Raw genomic sequence first — 17,541 nt, forward strand, 5'->3', positions numbered from 1 at the left:
TCGATTTGTCACTCCTCATTATTTTTCTGCTTCTAAGCTCGCTAAATATTCCGCTTCATAATCATATAAAGGGGTTGGGTAATCGCCGTTGAAATAAGCCATACAAAGTCCCCCGTAAGGTTCATTCGGATAAGGTCTGCCAATGGAATCTACTAAACCTTCTTCACTCAAATACTCTAAAGAATCAGCCCCAATAATCCGACAAATTTCATCAACAGAATAATTAGAAGCGATTAATTCATTTCGCGTTTGGATATCAATTCCATAAAAACAAGGATAAGCAAGTGGTGGAGAAGCGATTCTTACATGAACTTCCGCCGCTCCTGCTTCACGTAAAAGCTGGACAATGCGTTTACTTGTCGTCCCGCGAACAATCGAATCATCAATCATGACAACGCGTTTTCCTTCCACAACCCCGCGCACGGCAGAAAGTTTCATTCTAACGCCTTGTTCCCTAAGTTCTTGTGATGGCTGGATAAAAGTTCTTGCCACATATCTATTTTTGATGAGACCAAGTTCGTAAGGAAGACCAGCTTCCTCCGCATAACCAATCGCTGCAGAAATACTGGAATCTGGTACACCTGTAACCACATCTGCATCAATAAAAGCCTCTTTTGCTAATCTTTTCCCAGAACGTTTTCTTGCCGAGTGGACATTAATTCCAGCAATATTAGAGTCAGGTCGCGCAAAATAAATGTATTCCATACTGCAAATCGAATGCGTCACATTTTCCGTGAATTTTTCAATTCGAAGCCCGTCATCATTAATAATAATTAGTTCACCTGGCTCCACATCGCGGACAAACTCAGCGCCAACCGTTTCAAAGGCACATGTTTCCGAAGCAACTACGTAAGAATCACCAATGCGACCTATCGAAAGCGGTCTAAAACCATTCGGGTCAAGCGCCGCATACATCGTGTCTTCCGTCAGAAGCATGTACGCAAAGCCACCCTTAACCTTGTTCAAAGCCACTTTTAAATCTTCCACAAAATCACCTGTATGGCTACGTTTAATTAAATGCGCTAACACTTCTGTATCCGAACTCGTTTGAAAAATAGCGCCTTCTTCTTCTAGTTCACGGCGTAAACTTTTCGCATTAACCAAATTTCCATTATGCGCAAGTGCTAAAGAAGAACTATGAAAGTGAAATAAAAATGGTTGTACGTTCCCTAAGTTTTTTTGACCGGCTGTCGCATATCGAACGTGGCCAATGGCTGCTTTACCTTTTAAATCGTCTAGTTCACCATGTTTAAATACGTCTGCTAAAAGGCCGAGATTTCGGTGACCTTTTAGTGTTTCACCGTCTGTCGAAACAATTCCGGCACCTTCTTGACCGCGATGTTGTAAACTATGCAACCCATAATAGGTGATTTCCGCTGCATTAGGATGATCCCAAATACCAAAAATACCACATTCTTCGTTAAGTCCTTTTACTTCAGCAAGCATGGAATAGCCCCTTCCCAAATGGATCGTAATTCCGTTGTTTTCGCTGTAACTTGATCTTCCTTATGTTTCACACGAATCGTATCATCCTCGGTTACTACACCAAGGCGGTATACTTTTTCCAGTTCCATTAATTGCGCAAAAGCTGCTTCGTTTTCCGGTTTTACCGATACTAAGAAACGTGATTGCGATTCACTGAATAGTTGATTCAACTCAAACGGTACTTCTACATCCGCACCAAGCCCTGCTTTAAAAGTCGCTTCCGCAAGGGCAACACCAAATCCACCTTCTGCCAAATCGTGACTAGAAGCAACTAGACCTTCCTGAATCGCCGTTAGAAGTAATTGTTGGTATTTTTTCTCTGTCGTTAAATCTAATTCCGGCGCACGTCCGCTAATTTTCCCTTGTTGCAATTTTTGCAATTCCGAACCACTATATTCAGCTTTTGTTTCACCAATTAAGAAAATCACATCGCCACTATTTTTAAAATCTTGTGTCGTAATATGTGCCAAATCTTCTACTAAACCAACCATTCCAATGACTGGCGTTGGATAAATTCCGGTACCATCTGTTTCATTATAAAGCGATACATTACCAGAGATAACAGGCGTATCAAGTTCTAAACAAGCCGCACTAATACCATCAGCCGCTTTTTCAATTTCCCAAAAAATTTCTGGTTTTTCAGGATTTCCAAAGTTCAGTCCATCTGTAATCGCTAGTGGTTTCCCGCCAGAACAAACGATATTGCGCGCCGCTTCCGCAACCGCTATCGCTCCGCCTACTTCTGGATCAAGATACAAATAGCGTGAGTTACAATCAGTTGTCATGGCAATTGCCTTCTCGGTCCCACGCACACGAACAATCGCCGCATCTGAACCAGGTACAACAGCTGTATCCGTCCGAACTTGATAATCATATTGCTCATAAATATGGCGCTTACTAGCAATCGTTGGCTGAGCAAGCAGTTCCTTCCAAACACCGACCACATCTTCCATAACTGGCACAAACGATTCCTCTTCTTGGAAAGCTTGATAACGAGCTGGCTCTTTGGAAGGTTTATGATAAACTGGCGCATCTTCTGCAAGCGCATCTACAGGAACGTTCGCAACTACTTCACCATGATGAATAATTTTGTACATTTTATCATCTGTTACTTGACCAATCACAACAGCCTCTAAACCATAACGTTCAAATAACGCTTGGATTTCTTCCACATGCCCTTTTTTCACACATAGAAGCATCCGTTCTTGCGATTCAGAAAGCAACATTTCATAAGGCGTCATATTTAGTTCTCGTTGCGGCACATCATCCATAATTAATTCTAGCCCAGCGCCCGCTTTTGAGGCCATTTCAGAACTTGAACTAACGAGACCAGCTGCTCCCATATCTTGAATTCCCACTAAAATATCCGAATGATCACGAATCACATCTAAACAAGCTTCAAGCAACAATTTCTCCATAAAAGGATCGCCAACCTGTACAGCAGAGCGTTGTTGTTCACCTTCTTCACTAAACTCTACAGAAGCAAAAGTAGCACCATGAATCCCGTCACGACCAGTTTTAGCACCAACATACATCACCGGGTTGCCAATTCCTTTAGCTTGCCCTTTTTGAATATCTTTCGCTTCAATTAAGCCTACACACATTGCATTAACTAGCGGATTTTTTGTATAACAAGGATCAAATTGGATTTCGCCACCAACCGTTGGAATCCCAATGGAGTTACCGTATCCTGCGATTCCCGCAACGACTTCACTAACTAAGTATTTCGCATGGGGTGTATCTAACTCACCAAAACGAAGCGAGTTAAGCATTGCAATCGGTCTAGCTCCCATCGAGAACACATCACGGATAATCCCGCCGACCCCAGTCGCAGCCCCTTGATACGGCTCCACGTAGGATGGATGATTATGACTCTCCACTTTAAAAGCAACACCTAAACCATCGCCAATATCGACAATCCCAGCGCCTTCACCAGGTCCTTGTAATACTTGTTTGCCTTCTGTAGGAAATTTCCGAAGTACTGGTTTAGAATTTTTATAGCTACAATGTTCCGACCACATAACAGAGAAAAGCCCAGTTTCTGTATAATTAGGCTCGCGTCCAAGAATCGAACAAACAAGCTCATATTCACTATCAGTTAAGCCCATTTCTTGATAAATCTTTTGTTCTTTAATTTCTTTTGTCGTTGGCTCCATGTTAGGCATTTACTTGTTCCTCCTTCCAAGCTTTTACAACGGACTCGAAAAGTCTTAAACCATCTGTACCGCCAATAATTTCTTCTACCGCGCGTTCTGGGTGTGGCATCATTCCAAGCACATTACCGCGCTCATTTACGATCCCCGCAATATCCGCACGGCTACCATTCGGATTCACGCTATCATATGTAAACACAATTTGGTTATTATCTTTTAATTTTAAAAGTGTTTCATCGTCACAGTAATAATTACCTTCCCCGTGAGCAACTGGAACTTGGATAATTTCGCCTTCTTTATAAAGCCCGGTAACCATCGTACTTGCATTCGCCACACGAAGCGGCACCGTCTTACAAATAAAATGCAAATTATTGTTTCTAATTAAAGCACCTGGCAGTAAACCAATTTCAGTTAAAATTTGGAATCCGTTACACACACCAAGCACTGGTTTTCCCATTTCAGCAAAGCGCAAAACTTCTGGCATAATACTTGAAAATTTTGCAATCGCACCAGTTCGCAAGTAATCTCCGTAAGAAAATCCACCTGGAAGTAAAACCGCATCAAAACCTGCAAGACTTGTTTCCGCATGCCATACATATTCCGCCTCCTCGCCAAGAGAATCGCGAATCGCATGTAGCATATCAAGATCACAATTAGAACCTGGGAACTGAATGACAGCAAATTTCATCGTTTAAGCCTCCTCTATTTCATATCGGTAATCTTCCATCACCGGATTTGTTAGCAGTTTGTCGCACATTTCATTCAATACTTCATGAATATCTCGATCTGATTTTGCAACTTTAAGTTCCATAAATTTACCAATACGAACATCTTCTACTTCCTCGTAACCCATGCTTTTCGCTGCATCTTTTACTGCAACACCTTGTGGATCTAATACGCTTTTCTTTAAAGTGACATAAACTTTGACATTATACATTTTGTGGCCTCCTAGTTTTGAACTTGCTTTAATCTATTCAATACTTCTGTATACACATCTGTTAAATTGCCAATATTCCGACGAAAGACATCCTTATCGAGCTTTTGATTTGTTTCCTTGTCCCAAAGTCTACATGTATCAGGCGAAATCTCATCTGCTAGTAAAATATTCCCAGTCGCATCCCGACCAAATTCTAATTTAAAATCAATTAGCGTAATATTCATTTGATTGAATAATTCTTGTAACACCTTATTAATCGAACGAGCAGCCTGGCGAATTATATCCATCTCACTCGTTGTCGCAAGCTCTAAATAAAGCACATGGTCATCATTAATAAACGGGTCATCTAACGCATCATCTTTATAGTAAAATTCTACTATCGCATTTGGAATTAGCTCGCCTTCTTCTTTTCCAAGCCGTTTCGCAAGACTCCCAGCCATTACATTGCGAACAACCACTTCAAGTGGAATAATTGATACTTCTTTCACCAATTGCTCCGTTTCCGAAATCGCCCGAATAAAGTGACTCTCTATTCCCGCTCTTGCTAAATGAGAAAAAATAAGCGATGTAATTTGGTTATTAAGCTCACCCTTCCCAGCAAAAGATTCCTTTCGCACCCCGTTTAGCGCTGTCGCATCATCCTTATAGGCAACACGCAAGACACCTGCTTCTTCTGTTTTAAAAAGTCGTTTTGCCTTTCCTTCATAAACCAGTTCATTAGTCACGATAATTTATCTCCTTATAAATTACTTAACCTCTTTGAAAAAATAAATATCAAAGAGGTTAGGTTGTATTCTGCCCGTAATTATAATCCTAAACGATCAAAAATTAAGTCGACATTCTTCAGGTGATAGTTGTAATCAAAGCAATCTGCAATTTCTTCCGCAGATAGGTTTTCAATAATGGTTGCATCTTGTTCTACTAATTCACGGAAAGGTACTTGTTTTTCCCAAGCTTCCATTGCTCTTGGTTGTACGACATCATACGCCGCCTCACGAGCTAAACCTTTATCAATAAGTGCCAGTAATACACGCTGTGAATAAATAAGTCCCAGTGTTCTGTCCATATTGCGTTTCATATTTTCTGGGAACACCGTCAAGTTTTTCACGATATTTCCAAAACGATTCAAAATATAATCAAGTAAAATAGTGGAATCTGGCAGAATAATTCGTTCCGCTGAGCTATGAGAAATATCACGTTCATGCCAAAGTGGCACATTTTCATAAGCAGTAACCATATGACCGCGAATAACGCGCGCTAATCCAGTTACATTTTCAGAACCAATTGGATTACGTTTATGCGGCATTGCAGATGAACCTTTTTGTCCTTTTGCAAAGAATTCTTCCACTTCACGCACTTCACTTTTTTGCAGTGCACGTACTTCTACCGCAAATTTTTCTACAGAAGTTGCAATTAATGCAAGTGTTGCCAAATATTCTGCATGGCGATCGCGTTGCAACGTTTGTGTAGAAATCGGCGCAGGAGTTGTTCCTAATTTTTCACATACGTAAGCCTCCACAAAAGGATCAATATTCGCATACGTCCCGACCGCACCAGAGATTTTCCCGAATTCCACACCATCAGCTGCAAAATTAAAACGTTCTAGGTTACGTTTCATTTCCTCGTACCATAGAGCAAGCTTCAAGCCAAAAGTAGTAGGTTCCGCGTGAACACCATGTGTACGTCCCATTGTTACGGTATATTTATGTTCTTTTGCTTTTTCGCCAATAATCGCAATGAAATTTTCCAAATCCTTACGCAAAATCTCATTCGCTTGTTTAAGTAAATAAGAATTCGCTGTATCCACTACGTCTGTTGAAGTTAAGCCATAATGAACCCATTTACGTTCCGCACCAAGCGACTCAGAAACTGAACGAGTAAATGCCACAACATCATGTCTCGTTTCTAGTTCAATCTCATGAATCCGATCCACATCAAACTTTGCATTAGCACGGATCTTCGCAACATCTTCTTTCGGAATATCACCAAGCTCTGCCCATGCTTCACAAGCCAAAATCTCCACTTCTAGCCAAGCCTGATAACGATTTTGTTCTGTCCAAATGTTGCCCATTTCTTTACGAGTATAACGTTCTAACATCCTTTTAAATTCCTCCAGTTACTTCCAAATTTGCGTTTCTTCTAAATCTTGTATAACCGCTTTTGGTTCATCAGCAAGCACAGTAACATGACCCATTTTGCGATTGATTTTCGCTTCTTTTTTTCCATAATAATGTACAAACCAATGTGGATAATTCACCATTTGTTTATTCACTGCATCGACATGTTGCCCTAAAATATTAATCATTAAGGCTGGTTTTAAGAGTTCTGGTTTTACAAGTGGCAATCCAACAATCGCTCGAATATGCTGCGTAAACTGAGAAATAGAACAAGCTTCAATTGTAAAATGCCCAGAATTATGAGGTCTTGGAGCAAGTTCATTTACATAAATAGCCCCTGATTTTGTCACAAACATTTCTACTGCTAAAACACCACATAATTGAAGTACATCTGCTAACTTTCTCGCAATTTCTTCCGCTTCCTCATGCACGTCATCCGCCACATCTGCAGGAGCCGTAGTTGTATGCAAAATATTATTTACATGTACATTTTCTGCAACTGGAAAAGTTTCTATTTGCCCATCTAAATTACGTGCGACAACCACAGAAATCTCTTTTTCAAAAGGAATCCAAGCTTCTAGTACACAAGAGCCGTATCGCAACAATCTCGCTGCTGTTTCAATATCCCTTGCATCATGAATAACCACTTGCCCTTTCCCGTCGTATCCACCTTGTGCCGTTTTTAAAACAGCAGGATATCCAATACTTTTAATTTCATTTTCAATTTCATCTTGTTCCACTATAACCGCATACGGCGCAATGTTAATATTAGCTGATTCCAGATAAGCTTTTTCCAAAATCCTATCCTGTGTAATCGAAAGCAATTCCGATCCTTGCGGGACAGATACTAAGTTTTGCGTCATTTTCAAAGCATCATAGTCGATATTTTCAAATTCATATGTAACTACATCTGCTTTTTCGGAAAGTTCGCGTAATGCTACTTTATCATCATAGTCAGCAATAATTTGTTCATCACTTACTTGAGCAGCTGGGCAATCAGCGGTAGGATCAAGAACAATAATACGATACCCCATCGCTTTCGCCGCAAGAGCAAGCATACGTCCAAGTTGTCCGCCACCAATAATACCAATAGTACTATTTGTCAGTAAAAATTTTTTATCCAAGATAATCACTACTTTCTAGAACTGTTTCTTCTAGTGTAGCACGTCTTTTTTGTAATCTGTTAGTAATTGCATCGTCCGTTATGGATAAAATTTGCGCCGCTAGAAGGCCAGCATTTACAGCACCACTTTCTCCAATAGCAACTGTCGCTACCGGGACACCTCCAGGCATCTGTACAATAGAAAGTAACGAATCCATTCCATTCAACGCTTTTGATTTAATTGGCACACCAATAACAGGCAAAGTCGTCTTTGCCGCAATCATACCTGGCAAATGCGCCGCGCCCCCAGCACCGGCAATAATAATTTTCAAACCACGTTCCCGCGCTTGTTCTGCATATTGAAACATTAAATCTGGTGTACGATGAGCAGAAACCACTTTTTTCTCATAAGCTATTTCTAATTCATCTAATACATCACATGCTTTTTTCATTGTATCCCAATCTGAGGTACTCCCCATAATGACACCAATTACAGCAGGCATTACGTGATCAACTCCTTAATAATCTCTTTTCGACTCCTTCATTCTAACAATAGGCACGATAAATGTCAACGAAAAATCGAACATTTAATTGTTACATTTTATTAACGTTCGTGTTTAGGTCGTATTTGCTCTTTTTACTAGCATTATGTATCTAATTTCACTAAATAAATAAAAAAAGAAGCTACCATCAAAGGTAAGCTCCTCTTCATTTCCGAACTTGTTTAACCCAAAAACCACCGTGAATTTGTTTTGGCTCAGAGGAAACAATAAATGCCCCATTATCAATTTCAATAATGTGTTTATATAATTTCCGCTCATTCTTTCTTTGAGTCAAAATTTCAAGCATCATCCGTTCACCATCACGTCCACTCGCAAGCCAACTAGTAACCCCATAACCTAGATCTCGAATTTGATTTGGTAAGTCTAAGTTATATTCTTTGGTAATAACATTCACTGTAATATAGCCTAAAGCAATTCGCTCTTCAATTTTCATACCAACAATAATTCCTACACCAAATCCAATAGCATATGCTAAAACATTGGCAATATTATTTAAGTTATCCAAAACCAAACTAAGAGCAACTACATAGATAATCATTTCAAACACACTTGAAAGTGCAGCTAAGTAACGATAACCTTTCATCGTTAAAAGTAACCTCACCGTATAAATCGTCACATACAAAATATTTACAATAAAAATAGTAGCCACTATAAATATACCGTTATCCACTAAAATAACCCCTCCACCTAAAAACTACATTCCACTGAGTCTTTTACTAATATAACATCCATTAAGATAGCTGACAAAAGAAACACTTCAACAAAAAAAGCCCTAAATAATTAGGACTTTTCAAATTGCCCGGCAGCGACCTACTCTCGCAGGGGGAAGCCCCCAACTACCATTGGCGCAGAGAAGCTTAACTACCGTGTTCGGGATGGGAACGGGTGTGACCTTCTCGCCATAACTACCAGACAATATGAAGTTGTTGAAAGATTGCTCTCTCAAAACTAGAGAAGAAAGGGTTCAGTTAGGTAACTTCGTTTCATTTTTTGGTTAAGTCCTCGATCGATTAGTATTTGTCCGCTCCATGTATCGCTACACTTCCACTCCAAACCTATCTACCTGATCATCTTTCAGGGATCTTACTTTCCGAAGAAATGGGAAATCTCATCTTGAGGGGGGCTTCACGCTTAGATGCTTTCAGCGTTTATCCCTGCCACACATAGCTACCCAGCGATGCTCCTGGCGGAACAACTGGTACACCAGCGGTGTGTCCATCCCGGTCCTCTCGTACTAAGGACAGCTCCTCTCAAATTTCCTGCGCCCGCGACGGATAGGGACCGAACTGTCTCACGACGTTCTGAACCCAGCTCGCGTGCCGCTTTAATGGGCGAACAGCCCAACCCTTGGGACCGACTACAGCCCCAGGATGCGACGAGCCGACATCGAGGTGCCAAACCTCCCCGTCGATGTGGACTCTTGGGGGAGATAAGCCTGTTATCCCCGGGGTAGCTTTTATCCGTTGAGCGATGGCCCTTCCATGCGGAACCACCGGATCACTAAGCCCGACTTTCGTCCCTGCTCGACTTGTCAGTCTCGCAGTCAAGCTCCCTTGTGCCTTTACACTCTGCGAATGATTTCCATCCATTCTGAGGGAACCTTTGGGCGCCTCCGTTACTCTTTAGGAGGCGACCGCCCCAGTCAAACTGCCCACCTGACACTGTCTCCCCACGCGCTAAGCGTGGCGGGTTAGAATGGTCATACAGCCAGGGTAGTATCCCACCATTGCCTCCTCGTATGCTAGCGCACACGTCTCTTCGGCTCCTACCTATCCTGTACAAGCGGTACAAACATTCCATATCAGGTTGCAGTAAAGCTCCACGGGGTCTTTCCGTCCTGTCGCGGGTAACCTGCATCTTCACAGGTACTATAATTTCACCGAGTCTCTCGTTGAGACAGTGCCCAGATCGTTGCGCCTTTCGTGCGGGTCGGAACTTACCCGACAAGGAATTTCGCTACCTTAGGACCGTTATAGTTACGGCCGCCGTTTACTGGGGCTTCAATTCGTACCTTCGCCGAAGCTAAGCACTCCTCTTAACCTTCCAGCACCGGGCAGGCGTCAGCCCCTATACGTCACCTTACGGTTTTGCAGAGACCTGTGTTTTTGCTAAACAGTCGCCTGGGCCTATTCACTGCGGCTCTCTCGGGCTTGCACCCTAATAGAGCACCCCTTCTCCCGAAGTTACGGGGTCATTTTGCCGAGTTCCTTAACGAGAGTTCTCTCGCTCACCTTAGGATTCTCTCCTCATCTACCTGTGTCGGTTTGCGGTACGGGCAGTACTACTCTTCCTAGAGGCTTTTCTTGACAGCGTGAAATCAGGAACTTCCGTACTTAATTTCCTTCCCCATCACAGCTCATGCTTCGCGAGAAGCGGATTTGCCTACTTCTCACACTCACTGCTTGGACGCACATTTCCATTCGTGCGATTCCCTATCCTTCTGTGTCACCCCATCGGTTAAACAATTAGCACTGGTACAGGAATCTCTACCTGTTGTCCATCGCCTACGCCTATCGGCCTCGGCTTAGGTCCCGACTAACCCTGAGCGGACGAGCCTTCCTCAGGAAACCTTAGATATTCGGTGGAAGGGATTCTCACCCTTCTTTCGCTACTCATACCGGCATTCTCACTTCTAAGCGCTCCACCAGTCCTTCCGGTCTGACTTCACCGCCCTTAGAACGCTCTCCTACCACGAACCTCTAAAGAGGTTCATCCACAGTTTCGGTAATATGTTTAGCCCCGGTACATTTTCGGCGCGGGGTCACTCGACCAGTGAGCTATTACGCACTCTTTCAATGGTGGCTGCTTCTAAGCCAACATCCTGGTTGTCTAAGCAACCCCACATCCTTTTCCACTTAACATATATTTGGGGACCTTAACTGGTGGTCTGGGCTGTTTCCCTTTCGACTACGGATCTTATCACTCGCAGTCTGACTCCCGAGTATAAGTACATGGCATTCGGAGTTTATCTGAATTCGGTAACCCGAGAAGGGCCCCTAGTCCAAACAGTGCTCTACCTCCATGACTCTTTACCTCGAGGCTAGCCCTAAAGCTATTTCGGAGAGAACCAGCTATCTCCAAGTTCGATTGGAATTTCTCCGCTACCCACACCTCATCCCCGCACTTTTCAACGTGCGTGGGTTCGGACCTCCAGTAAGTATTACCTTACCTTCATCCTGGACATGGGTAGATCACCTGGTTTCGGGTCTACGACCTGTTACTTATGCGCCCTATTCAGACTCGCTTTCGCTACGGCTCCGCTTTTTCCGCTTAACCTTGCAACAAATCGTAACTCGCCGGTTCATTCTACAAAAGGCACGCTATCACCCATTAACGGGCTCTAACTACTTGTAGGCACACGGTTTCAGGAACTGTTTCACTCCCCTTCCGGGGTGCTTTTCACCTTTCCCTCACGGTACTGGTTCACTATCGGTCACTAGGGAGTATTTAGCCTTGGGAGATGGTCCTCCCGGATTCCGACGGAATTTCACGTGTTCCGCCGTACTCAGGATCCACTCTGGAGGGAAAGCCATTTCAACTACCGGGCTGTTACCGTCTTTGGCGGGCCTTTCCAGACCGCTTCATTTATAACTTTCTTTTGTAACTCCGTATAGAGTGTCCTACAACCCCAAGAAGCAAGCTTCTTGGTTTGGGCTCTTTCCGTTTCGCTCGCCGCTACTCAGGAAATCGATTTTTCTTTCTCTTCCTCCAGGTACTTAGATGTTTCAGTTCCCTGGGTCTGCCTTCCTCACGCTATGTATTCACGTAAGGATACTATCCGACTAAAGATAGTGGGTTCCCCCATTCGGAAATCTCTGGATCAACGCTTACGTACAGCTCCCCAAAGCATATCGGTGTTAGTCCCGTCCTTCTTCGGCTCCTAGTGCCAAGGCATCCACCGTGCGCCCTTTCTAACTTAACCAATTTACTTCTACGAAGTAAAGGTTGTTTTTCTGATTTTCCGTATCAGCGATGATACTTCCAATCAGATGAAAGATTCACTTTCAGATGATTCTCGGTTACTTGTGTCATAAATAATAAATTATCTATGCTAACTTTACTAACTTTCTTATCTAGTTTTCAAAGAACAAACATACTGAGAAGTACTAACCTCTCAAAAACTAACAAATAGAGAAGAACGAAAACTCACAGGTTTCCTTTTCCTTAGAAAGGAGGTGATCCAGCCGCACCTTCCGATACGGCTACCTTGTTACGACTTCACCCCAATTATCTGTCCCACCTTCGGCGGCTGGCTCCATAAAGGTTACCCTACCGACTTCGGGTGTTACAAACTCTCGTGGTGTGACGGGCGGTGTGTACAAGGCCCGGGAACGTATTCACCGTGGCATGCTGATCCACGATTACTAGCGATTCCGGCTTCATGTAGGCGAGTTGCAGCCTACAATCCGAACTGAGAATAGTTTTATGGGATTAGCTCCACCTCGCGGCTTCGCGACCCTTTGTACTATCCATTGTAGCACGTGTGTAGCCCAGGTCATAAGGGGCATGATGATTTGACGTCATCCCCACCTTCCTCCGGCTTGCACCGGCAGTCACTTTAGAGTGCCCAACTAAATGCTGGCAACTAAAATCAAGGGTTGCGCTCGTTGCGGGACTTAACCCAACATCTCACGACACGAGCTGACGACAACCATGCACCACCTGTCACTTTGTCCCCGAAGGGAAAGCTCTGTCTCCAGAGTGGTCAAAGGATGTCAAGACCTGGTAAGGTTCTTCGCGTTGCTTCGAATTAAACCACATGCTCCACCGCTTGTGCGGGCCCCCGTCAATTCCTTTGAGTTTCAACCTTGCGGTCGTACTCCCCAGGCGGAGTGCTTAATGCGTTAGCTGCAGCACTAAGGGGCGGAAACCCCCTAACACTTAGCACTCATCGTTTACGGCGTGGACTACCAGGGTATCTAATCCTGTTTGCTCCCCACGCTTTCGCGCCTCAGCGTCAGTTACAGACCAGAGAGTCGCCTTCGCCACTGGTGTTCCTCCACATATCTACGCATTTCACCGCTACACGTGGAATTCCACTCTCCTCTTCTGCACTCCAGTCTTCCAGTTTCCAATGACCCTCCCCGGTTAAGCCGGGGGCTTTCACATCAGACTTAAAAGACCGCCTGCGCGCGCTTTACGCCCAATAAATCCGGACAACGCTTGCCACCTACGTATTACCGCGGCTGCTGGCACGTAGTTAGCCGTGGCTTTCTGGTTAGATACCGTCAAGGGACAAGCAGTTACTCTTATCCTTGTTCTTCTCTAACAACAGTACTTTACGATCCGAAAACCTTCTTCATACACGCGGCGTTGCTCCGTCAGACTTTCGTCCATTGCGGAAGATTCCCTACTGCTGCCTCCCGTAGGAGTCTGGGCCGTGTCTCAGTCCCAGTGTGGCCGATCACCCTCTCAGGTCGGCTATGCATCGTTGCCTTGGTAGGCCATTACCCTACCAACTAGCTAATGCACCGCGGGCCCATCTGTAAGCGATAGCCGAAACCATCTTTCAAAAGCGTGGCATGCGCCACACTTTATCATTCGGTATTAGCCCCGGTTTCCCGGAGTTATCCCCAACTTACAGGCAGGTTGCCCACGTGTTACTCACCCGTCCGCCACTAACTTTGGAAGAGCAAGCTCTTCCTCCGTTCGTTCGACTTGCATGTATTAGGCACGCCGCCAGCGTTCGTCCTGAGCCAGGATCAAACTCTCTTTAAAATATAAATTGAATTTGAATACTTATTCAACACCGTGAATAAGATTCCTTGCGTCAAATTGACTTCGCTAGCAATTAAATTACTAGTTTGTTTTGTTGAAAACAGCTTTCTGTTTTCTGCCCTGCGATTACCAGTGAGACTTTACGTCTCATTGCTTTTCGTCTTCTTCTTTGTTCAGTTTTCAAAGGTCAGTTGCTTTGTTAACGCAACTTTTAAATCTTACCATAAAGTTGAAATCACGTCAACAACTATTTTTAAAATGTTTTTGATGAATTAATTTGTATCAATTCAGCTTTATCATTATATAACAGCTTTATATTAAATACAAGCCTTTTAAGTTATATTTTTAATTCTTTCTCTAGTGCATGTATAAATTCCTGCATAATTTTTTGTTTTTCTCCTGCAAGTTCCCGACCAGTCTTTGTTTTTAGCTGTTTTTGAATTAGGAGCAATTTATCGTAAAAGTGTTGTAATGTGGTATTTTCCGGATGATCTCGATTAGCGATTTCTCTATTGTGCGCCCCTCCGTATGTAAATGTTCTAGCTATACCAATTGCACCAATTGCATCTAAGCGGTCTGCATCTTGAACTATTTTTTCTTCTATTGTAGAAGCTTGGGTAGGATTTTTCCCATTTTTAAATGAGACTGATTGGATGATTCGGATGATTTTACTGATTATCTCTTCAGGTATTTCTTTTCCTTTCATCCAATGCGTGATTACTTCTGTTGCTTGTGCTGGATCTGATGTTAGTTTGCTATCATTATAGTCGTGAAACAATGCTGCTAATTCGATTGCAAATTTATCTCCGCCTTCTGTTGCTTGGATTTGTTTACTTAAATGCCAGACTCGTTTAATATGTTCCCAGTCGTGTCCAGTAGTTTCCTTTTCGAAATGGGATTGCATCCATTTTTGCGCTGCAATTATTATTTCTTCTTGCTTCATCATTAGTATTGGCTCCTTTTTTACGTTATTTTCATGTACAATAGTAGAAAATGGAAATGGGGTATTCGATGTTTGCTTTTGAGAATGTTTGTTTAAAGCGTGATAATAAAATGATTTTATCGGATATTAATTGGGTGGTTAATGATAAGGAAAACTGGGCAATACTCGGACTAAACGGTTCTGGAAAAACAACTTTGTTGCAACTTTTAAATGGGTATCTTTGGCCTAGCAGTGGAAATCTTCAAGTACTTGGGCATGTTTTTGGACAGACCTCTTTGCCAGAGTTACGTAAATCGATTGGTTGGGTTAGTAATGCGCTTGATCATCAGCTGAAAGAGTATGAGTTCAGCGAGCAAATTGTACTTAGTGGGAAATTTGCAAGTATTGGCATTTATGAGAAAGTCACTACTGCGGAGATTGACCAAGCGAAAAAGCTGCTTACCGATTGTGGCGGTAGCACACTTATTGGAAAGCCGTATAAAATTTTATCGCAAGGAGAGCGTCAAATTGTTTTAATTGCACGTGCTTTAATGGCAAGTCCTAAGTTACTTATTTTAGATGAACCTTGTAATGGGCTTGATCTATTTGCAAAGGAGCGCTTATTAGAAAGAATTAAGAAGATTGCGGAACTGCCAGAATCCCCAACGATGCTTTTTGTTACTCACCATACGGAAGAAATTCTTCCCTGCTTCGATAATATCATTTTACTGCGTGACGGGGAAATAACTCATCACGGAAAAACAGAAAATCTTTTGACAGAGGAAGTTCTTCAAGATTTTTATCAAAAGCCAGTAGAATTAATTCGGATAAAAGACGGCTCCATTGCAGTCTATCCGAAGTAAATGGTATAGTTAGAATACGAAAAATGCGTATGTAGAGGGGCGAAATGTTTTGTATGAAACGATGATTGCAAAAGCAGGTGTACGTGAGCTTCTCGGGATGGATACTAGTCTGATTTATGGTTCATTTGCTTATAAAATGGAAGGCGAATGGATGGATTTAACGGGACTTTGGATTTCAAATGCAGATGCGTTGATTTTTTATCTAGAAAATGAAGATGTCTACTTACTGAAGAAATTCGATTATGAAAGAATAGAAAAAGTAGAACAAAAAGTAAGTATCCTTTCCATGACGAAAAAATTGATTTTACATCTTAATAATAAAGAAAGCTATACGTTACTTGTTGCAAACGGCGAAGCAAAGGTCTTTACTGCTAGGGTAAATGAGCGCATAGAAAAAGTGAGTCTAGGATGAACTAGACTCACTTTTTTTACTATTCTTTTTCTTCAAACAAACGAGCCACTTCAATGATTACTTCTGTTGCTTTAACCATACTTTCTAATGCAACATATTCAAATTTACCGTGGAAGTTCTCTCCTCCACCAAAAATATTAGGTGTTGGTAGTCCTTTGTAGGAAAGTTGAGCGCCGTCTGTTCCGCCACGAATTGGGCTGATTTTCGGTTCAATGTCTAGATTTCTCATCGCCGCGCTGACGATATCCACAATTTCTTTTACTGGTTCGATTTTTTCGCGCATATTGTAATATTGATCGTTCAGTTTTAATTCTACCGATCCTTCGCCGTATTTTTCTTCTAACTCTTTGGCGATACTAGCAATATGTGTTTTTCTTTCCACAAATTTCAAATGATCGAAATCGCGGATAATATAGTAGGCTTTGGCTTGCTCTACATCACCGTTTAAGGAAATTAAATGATAAAACCCTTCGTAACCTTCTGTGTACTCAGGCGCTTCGTCTTTTGGAATGTGTGCATTGAATTCCATTGCCATTTTGACAGCATTAACCATTTTGTTTTTTGCTGTACCAGGGTGAACACTATTACCATTAAAAGTGATTTTGGCACCTGCAGCGTTAAAACTTTCATATTCTAGTTCTCCAAGTGGGCCCCCGTCCATTGTATAAGCATATTTTGCGCCAAATGCTTCTACATCAAAACGTTCTGGTCCTCGGCCAATTTCTTCATCTGGTGTGAAAGCAACACGAATTTTACCGTGTTTGATTTCGGGATGGTTAATTAAATGGTTCATTGCCACCATAATTTCGGTAATGCCCGCTTTATCGTCTGCACCGAGTAGCGTTGTTCCATCTGTTGTAATCAGTGTTTTCCCTTTATAATCAGCTAGTTCTGGAAATTGTTTTGGTGAAAGTACCACGTTTAAGTCTTTGTTTAGAACGATATCTTTACCATCATAATTTTCGTGGACTTGTGGTTGGACGTTTTTGCCTGTTAAGTCCGTCGCTGTATCTAAATGAGCTAAAAATCCGATTACTGGAACTTCTTTCGTTGTATTAGAAGGAAGTGTTGCCATAACATAACCAAATTCGTCAACAGTAACTTCTTGCATACCGATTTCTTTTAGTTCTGTAACGAGAATGTTTGCCAGTTCCATTTGACCTGGTGTTGTTGGACAAGCTGTACTTTCTTCATTTGACTGTGTATCTACTTTTACATATTTCGTAAATCGTTTTAATAGTTCTTCTTTCATTCCGACCACTCCCTTAA

Annotated in this window: 13 protein-coding genes and 3 rRNA genes; 2 read left to right on the forward strand and 14 right to left on the reverse strand. The window is 42.4% G+C overall.

The features are described from left to right. Positions 1–18: 18 nt before the first annotated feature. From purF to LMOATCC19117_RS09105, 13 genes are all read right to left on the reverse strand, one after another. A complete protein-coding gene (gene purF, locus LMOATCC19117_RS09045; protein ID WP_003722245.1) occupies positions 19–1,446 on the reverse strand; it encodes an amidophosphoribosyltransferase in 1,428 nt (475 codons plus the stop codon). Continuing rightward, positions 1,431–3,650 (reverse strand): phosphoribosylformylglycinamidine synthase subunit PurL, encoded by a 2,220-nt coding sequence (gene purL / locus LMOATCC19117_RS09050; RefSeq protein ID WP_003731570.1) that lies wholly within the window; start codon positions 3,648–3,650, stop codon positions 1,431–1,433. The genes purF and purL overlap by 16 nt, the downstream gene beginning before the upstream one ends. Continuing rightward, on the reverse strand, positions 3,643–4,326 hold the full coding sequence (gene purQ, locus LMOATCC19117_RS09055; protein WP_003734638.1) for a phosphoribosylformylglycinamidine synthase subunit PurQ: 684 nt from the start codon (positions 4,324–4,326) through the stop codon (positions 3,643–3,645). The genes purL and purQ overlap by 8 nt, the downstream gene beginning before the upstream one ends. A gap of 3 nt (positions 4,327–4,329) precedes the next feature. Next, positions 4,330–4,575, reverse strand: a complete 246-nt coding sequence (purS, locus tag LMOATCC19117_RS09060; RefSeq protein WP_003722248.1) for a phosphoribosylformylglycinamidine synthase subunit PurS — start codon at positions 4,573–4,575, stop codon at positions 4,330–4,332. Positions 4,576–4,586: 11 nt separating this feature from the next. Then, on the reverse strand, positions 4,587–5,300 hold the full coding sequence (gene purC / locus LMOATCC19117_RS09065; protein ID WP_003734637.1) for a phosphoribosylaminoimidazolesuccinocarboxamide synthase: 714 nt from the start codon (positions 5,298–5,300) through the stop codon (positions 4,587–4,589). An 80-nt stretch (positions 5,301–5,380) separates the two neighbouring features. Next, entirely contained in the window at positions 5,381–6,673 is a 1,293-nt protein-coding gene (purB, locus tag LMOATCC19117_RS09070; protein ID WP_003726215.1) for an adenylosuccinate lyase, read from the reverse strand. A gap of 18 nt (positions 6,674–6,691) precedes the next feature. Then, entirely contained in the window at positions 6,692–7,816 is a 1,125-nt protein-coding gene (gene purK / locus LMOATCC19117_RS09075) for a 5-(carboxyamino)imidazole ribonucleotide synthase (protein ID WP_003742397.1), read from the reverse strand. Further along, positions 7,809–8,297, reverse strand: a complete 489-nt coding sequence (gene purE / locus LMOATCC19117_RS09080; RefSeq protein WP_003726217.1) for a 5-(carboxyamino)imidazole ribonucleotide mutase — start codon at positions 8,295–8,297, stop codon at positions 7,809–7,811. Before purE ends, purK begins: the two co-directional genes overlap by 8 nt. Positions 8,298–8,502: 205 nt before the next feature. Next, positions 8,503–9,027, reverse strand: a complete 525-nt coding sequence (locus LMOATCC19117_RS09085) for a DUF2179 domain-containing protein (RefSeq protein WP_003726218.1) — start codon at positions 9,025–9,027, stop codon at positions 8,503–8,505. A gap of 127 nt (positions 9,028–9,154) precedes the next feature. Next, positions 9,155–9,270, reverse strand: a 5S ribosomal RNA gene (gene rrf, locus LMOATCC19117_RS09090). Between the two features lie 77 nt (positions 9,271–9,347). Then, positions 9,348–12,279 (reverse strand): 23S ribosomal RNA (locus LMOATCC19117_RS09095). A gap of 246 nt (positions 12,280–12,525) precedes the next feature. Further along, positions 12,526–14,075 (reverse strand): 16S ribosomal RNA (locus tag LMOATCC19117_RS09100). Together the 16S, 23S and 5S rRNA genes form the textbook arrangement of a ribosomal RNA operon. Positions 14,076–14,412: 337 nt before the next feature. Next, positions 14,413–15,018: an HD domain-containing protein gene (locus LMOATCC19117_RS09105; RefSeq protein WP_003731775.1), complete on the reverse strand. Its 606-nt coding sequence runs from the start codon at positions 15,016–15,018 to the stop codon at positions 14,413–14,415. 68 nt (positions 15,019–15,086) lie between these two features. On the opposite strand from LMOATCC19117_RS09105, the gene LMOATCC19117_RS09110 reads away from it, so the two are divergent. Continuing rightward, a complete protein-coding gene (locus LMOATCC19117_RS09110) occupies positions 15,087–15,860 on the forward strand; it encodes an ABC transporter ATP-binding protein (protein WP_003740599.1) in 774 nt (257 codons plus the stop codon). A gap of 49 nt (positions 15,861–15,909) precedes the next feature. Further along, positions 15,910–16,272, forward strand: a complete 363-nt coding sequence (locus tag LMOATCC19117_RS09115) for a hypothetical protein (RefSeq protein WP_003740600.1) — start codon at positions 15,910–15,912, stop codon at positions 16,270–16,272. 19 nt (positions 16,273–16,291) lie between these two features. Here the strand turns inward: LMOATCC19117_RS09115 and pepT are convergent, their stop codons facing one another. Beyond that, positions 16,292–17,524 carry a peptidase T gene (pepT, locus tag LMOATCC19117_RS09120; RefSeq protein ID WP_003734923.1) on the reverse strand — a complete coding sequence of 411 codons (1,233 nt, stop codon included), beginning with the start codon at positions 17,522–17,524 and terminating at the stop codon, positions 16,292–16,294. Positions 17,525–17,541: the final 17 nt, after the last annotated feature.

It is taken from the genome of Listeria monocytogenes ATCC 19117 (genome assembly GCF_000307025.1).
Lineage (GTDB): Bacteria > Bacillota > Bacilli > Lactobacillales > Listeriaceae > Listeria > Listeria monocytogenes_B.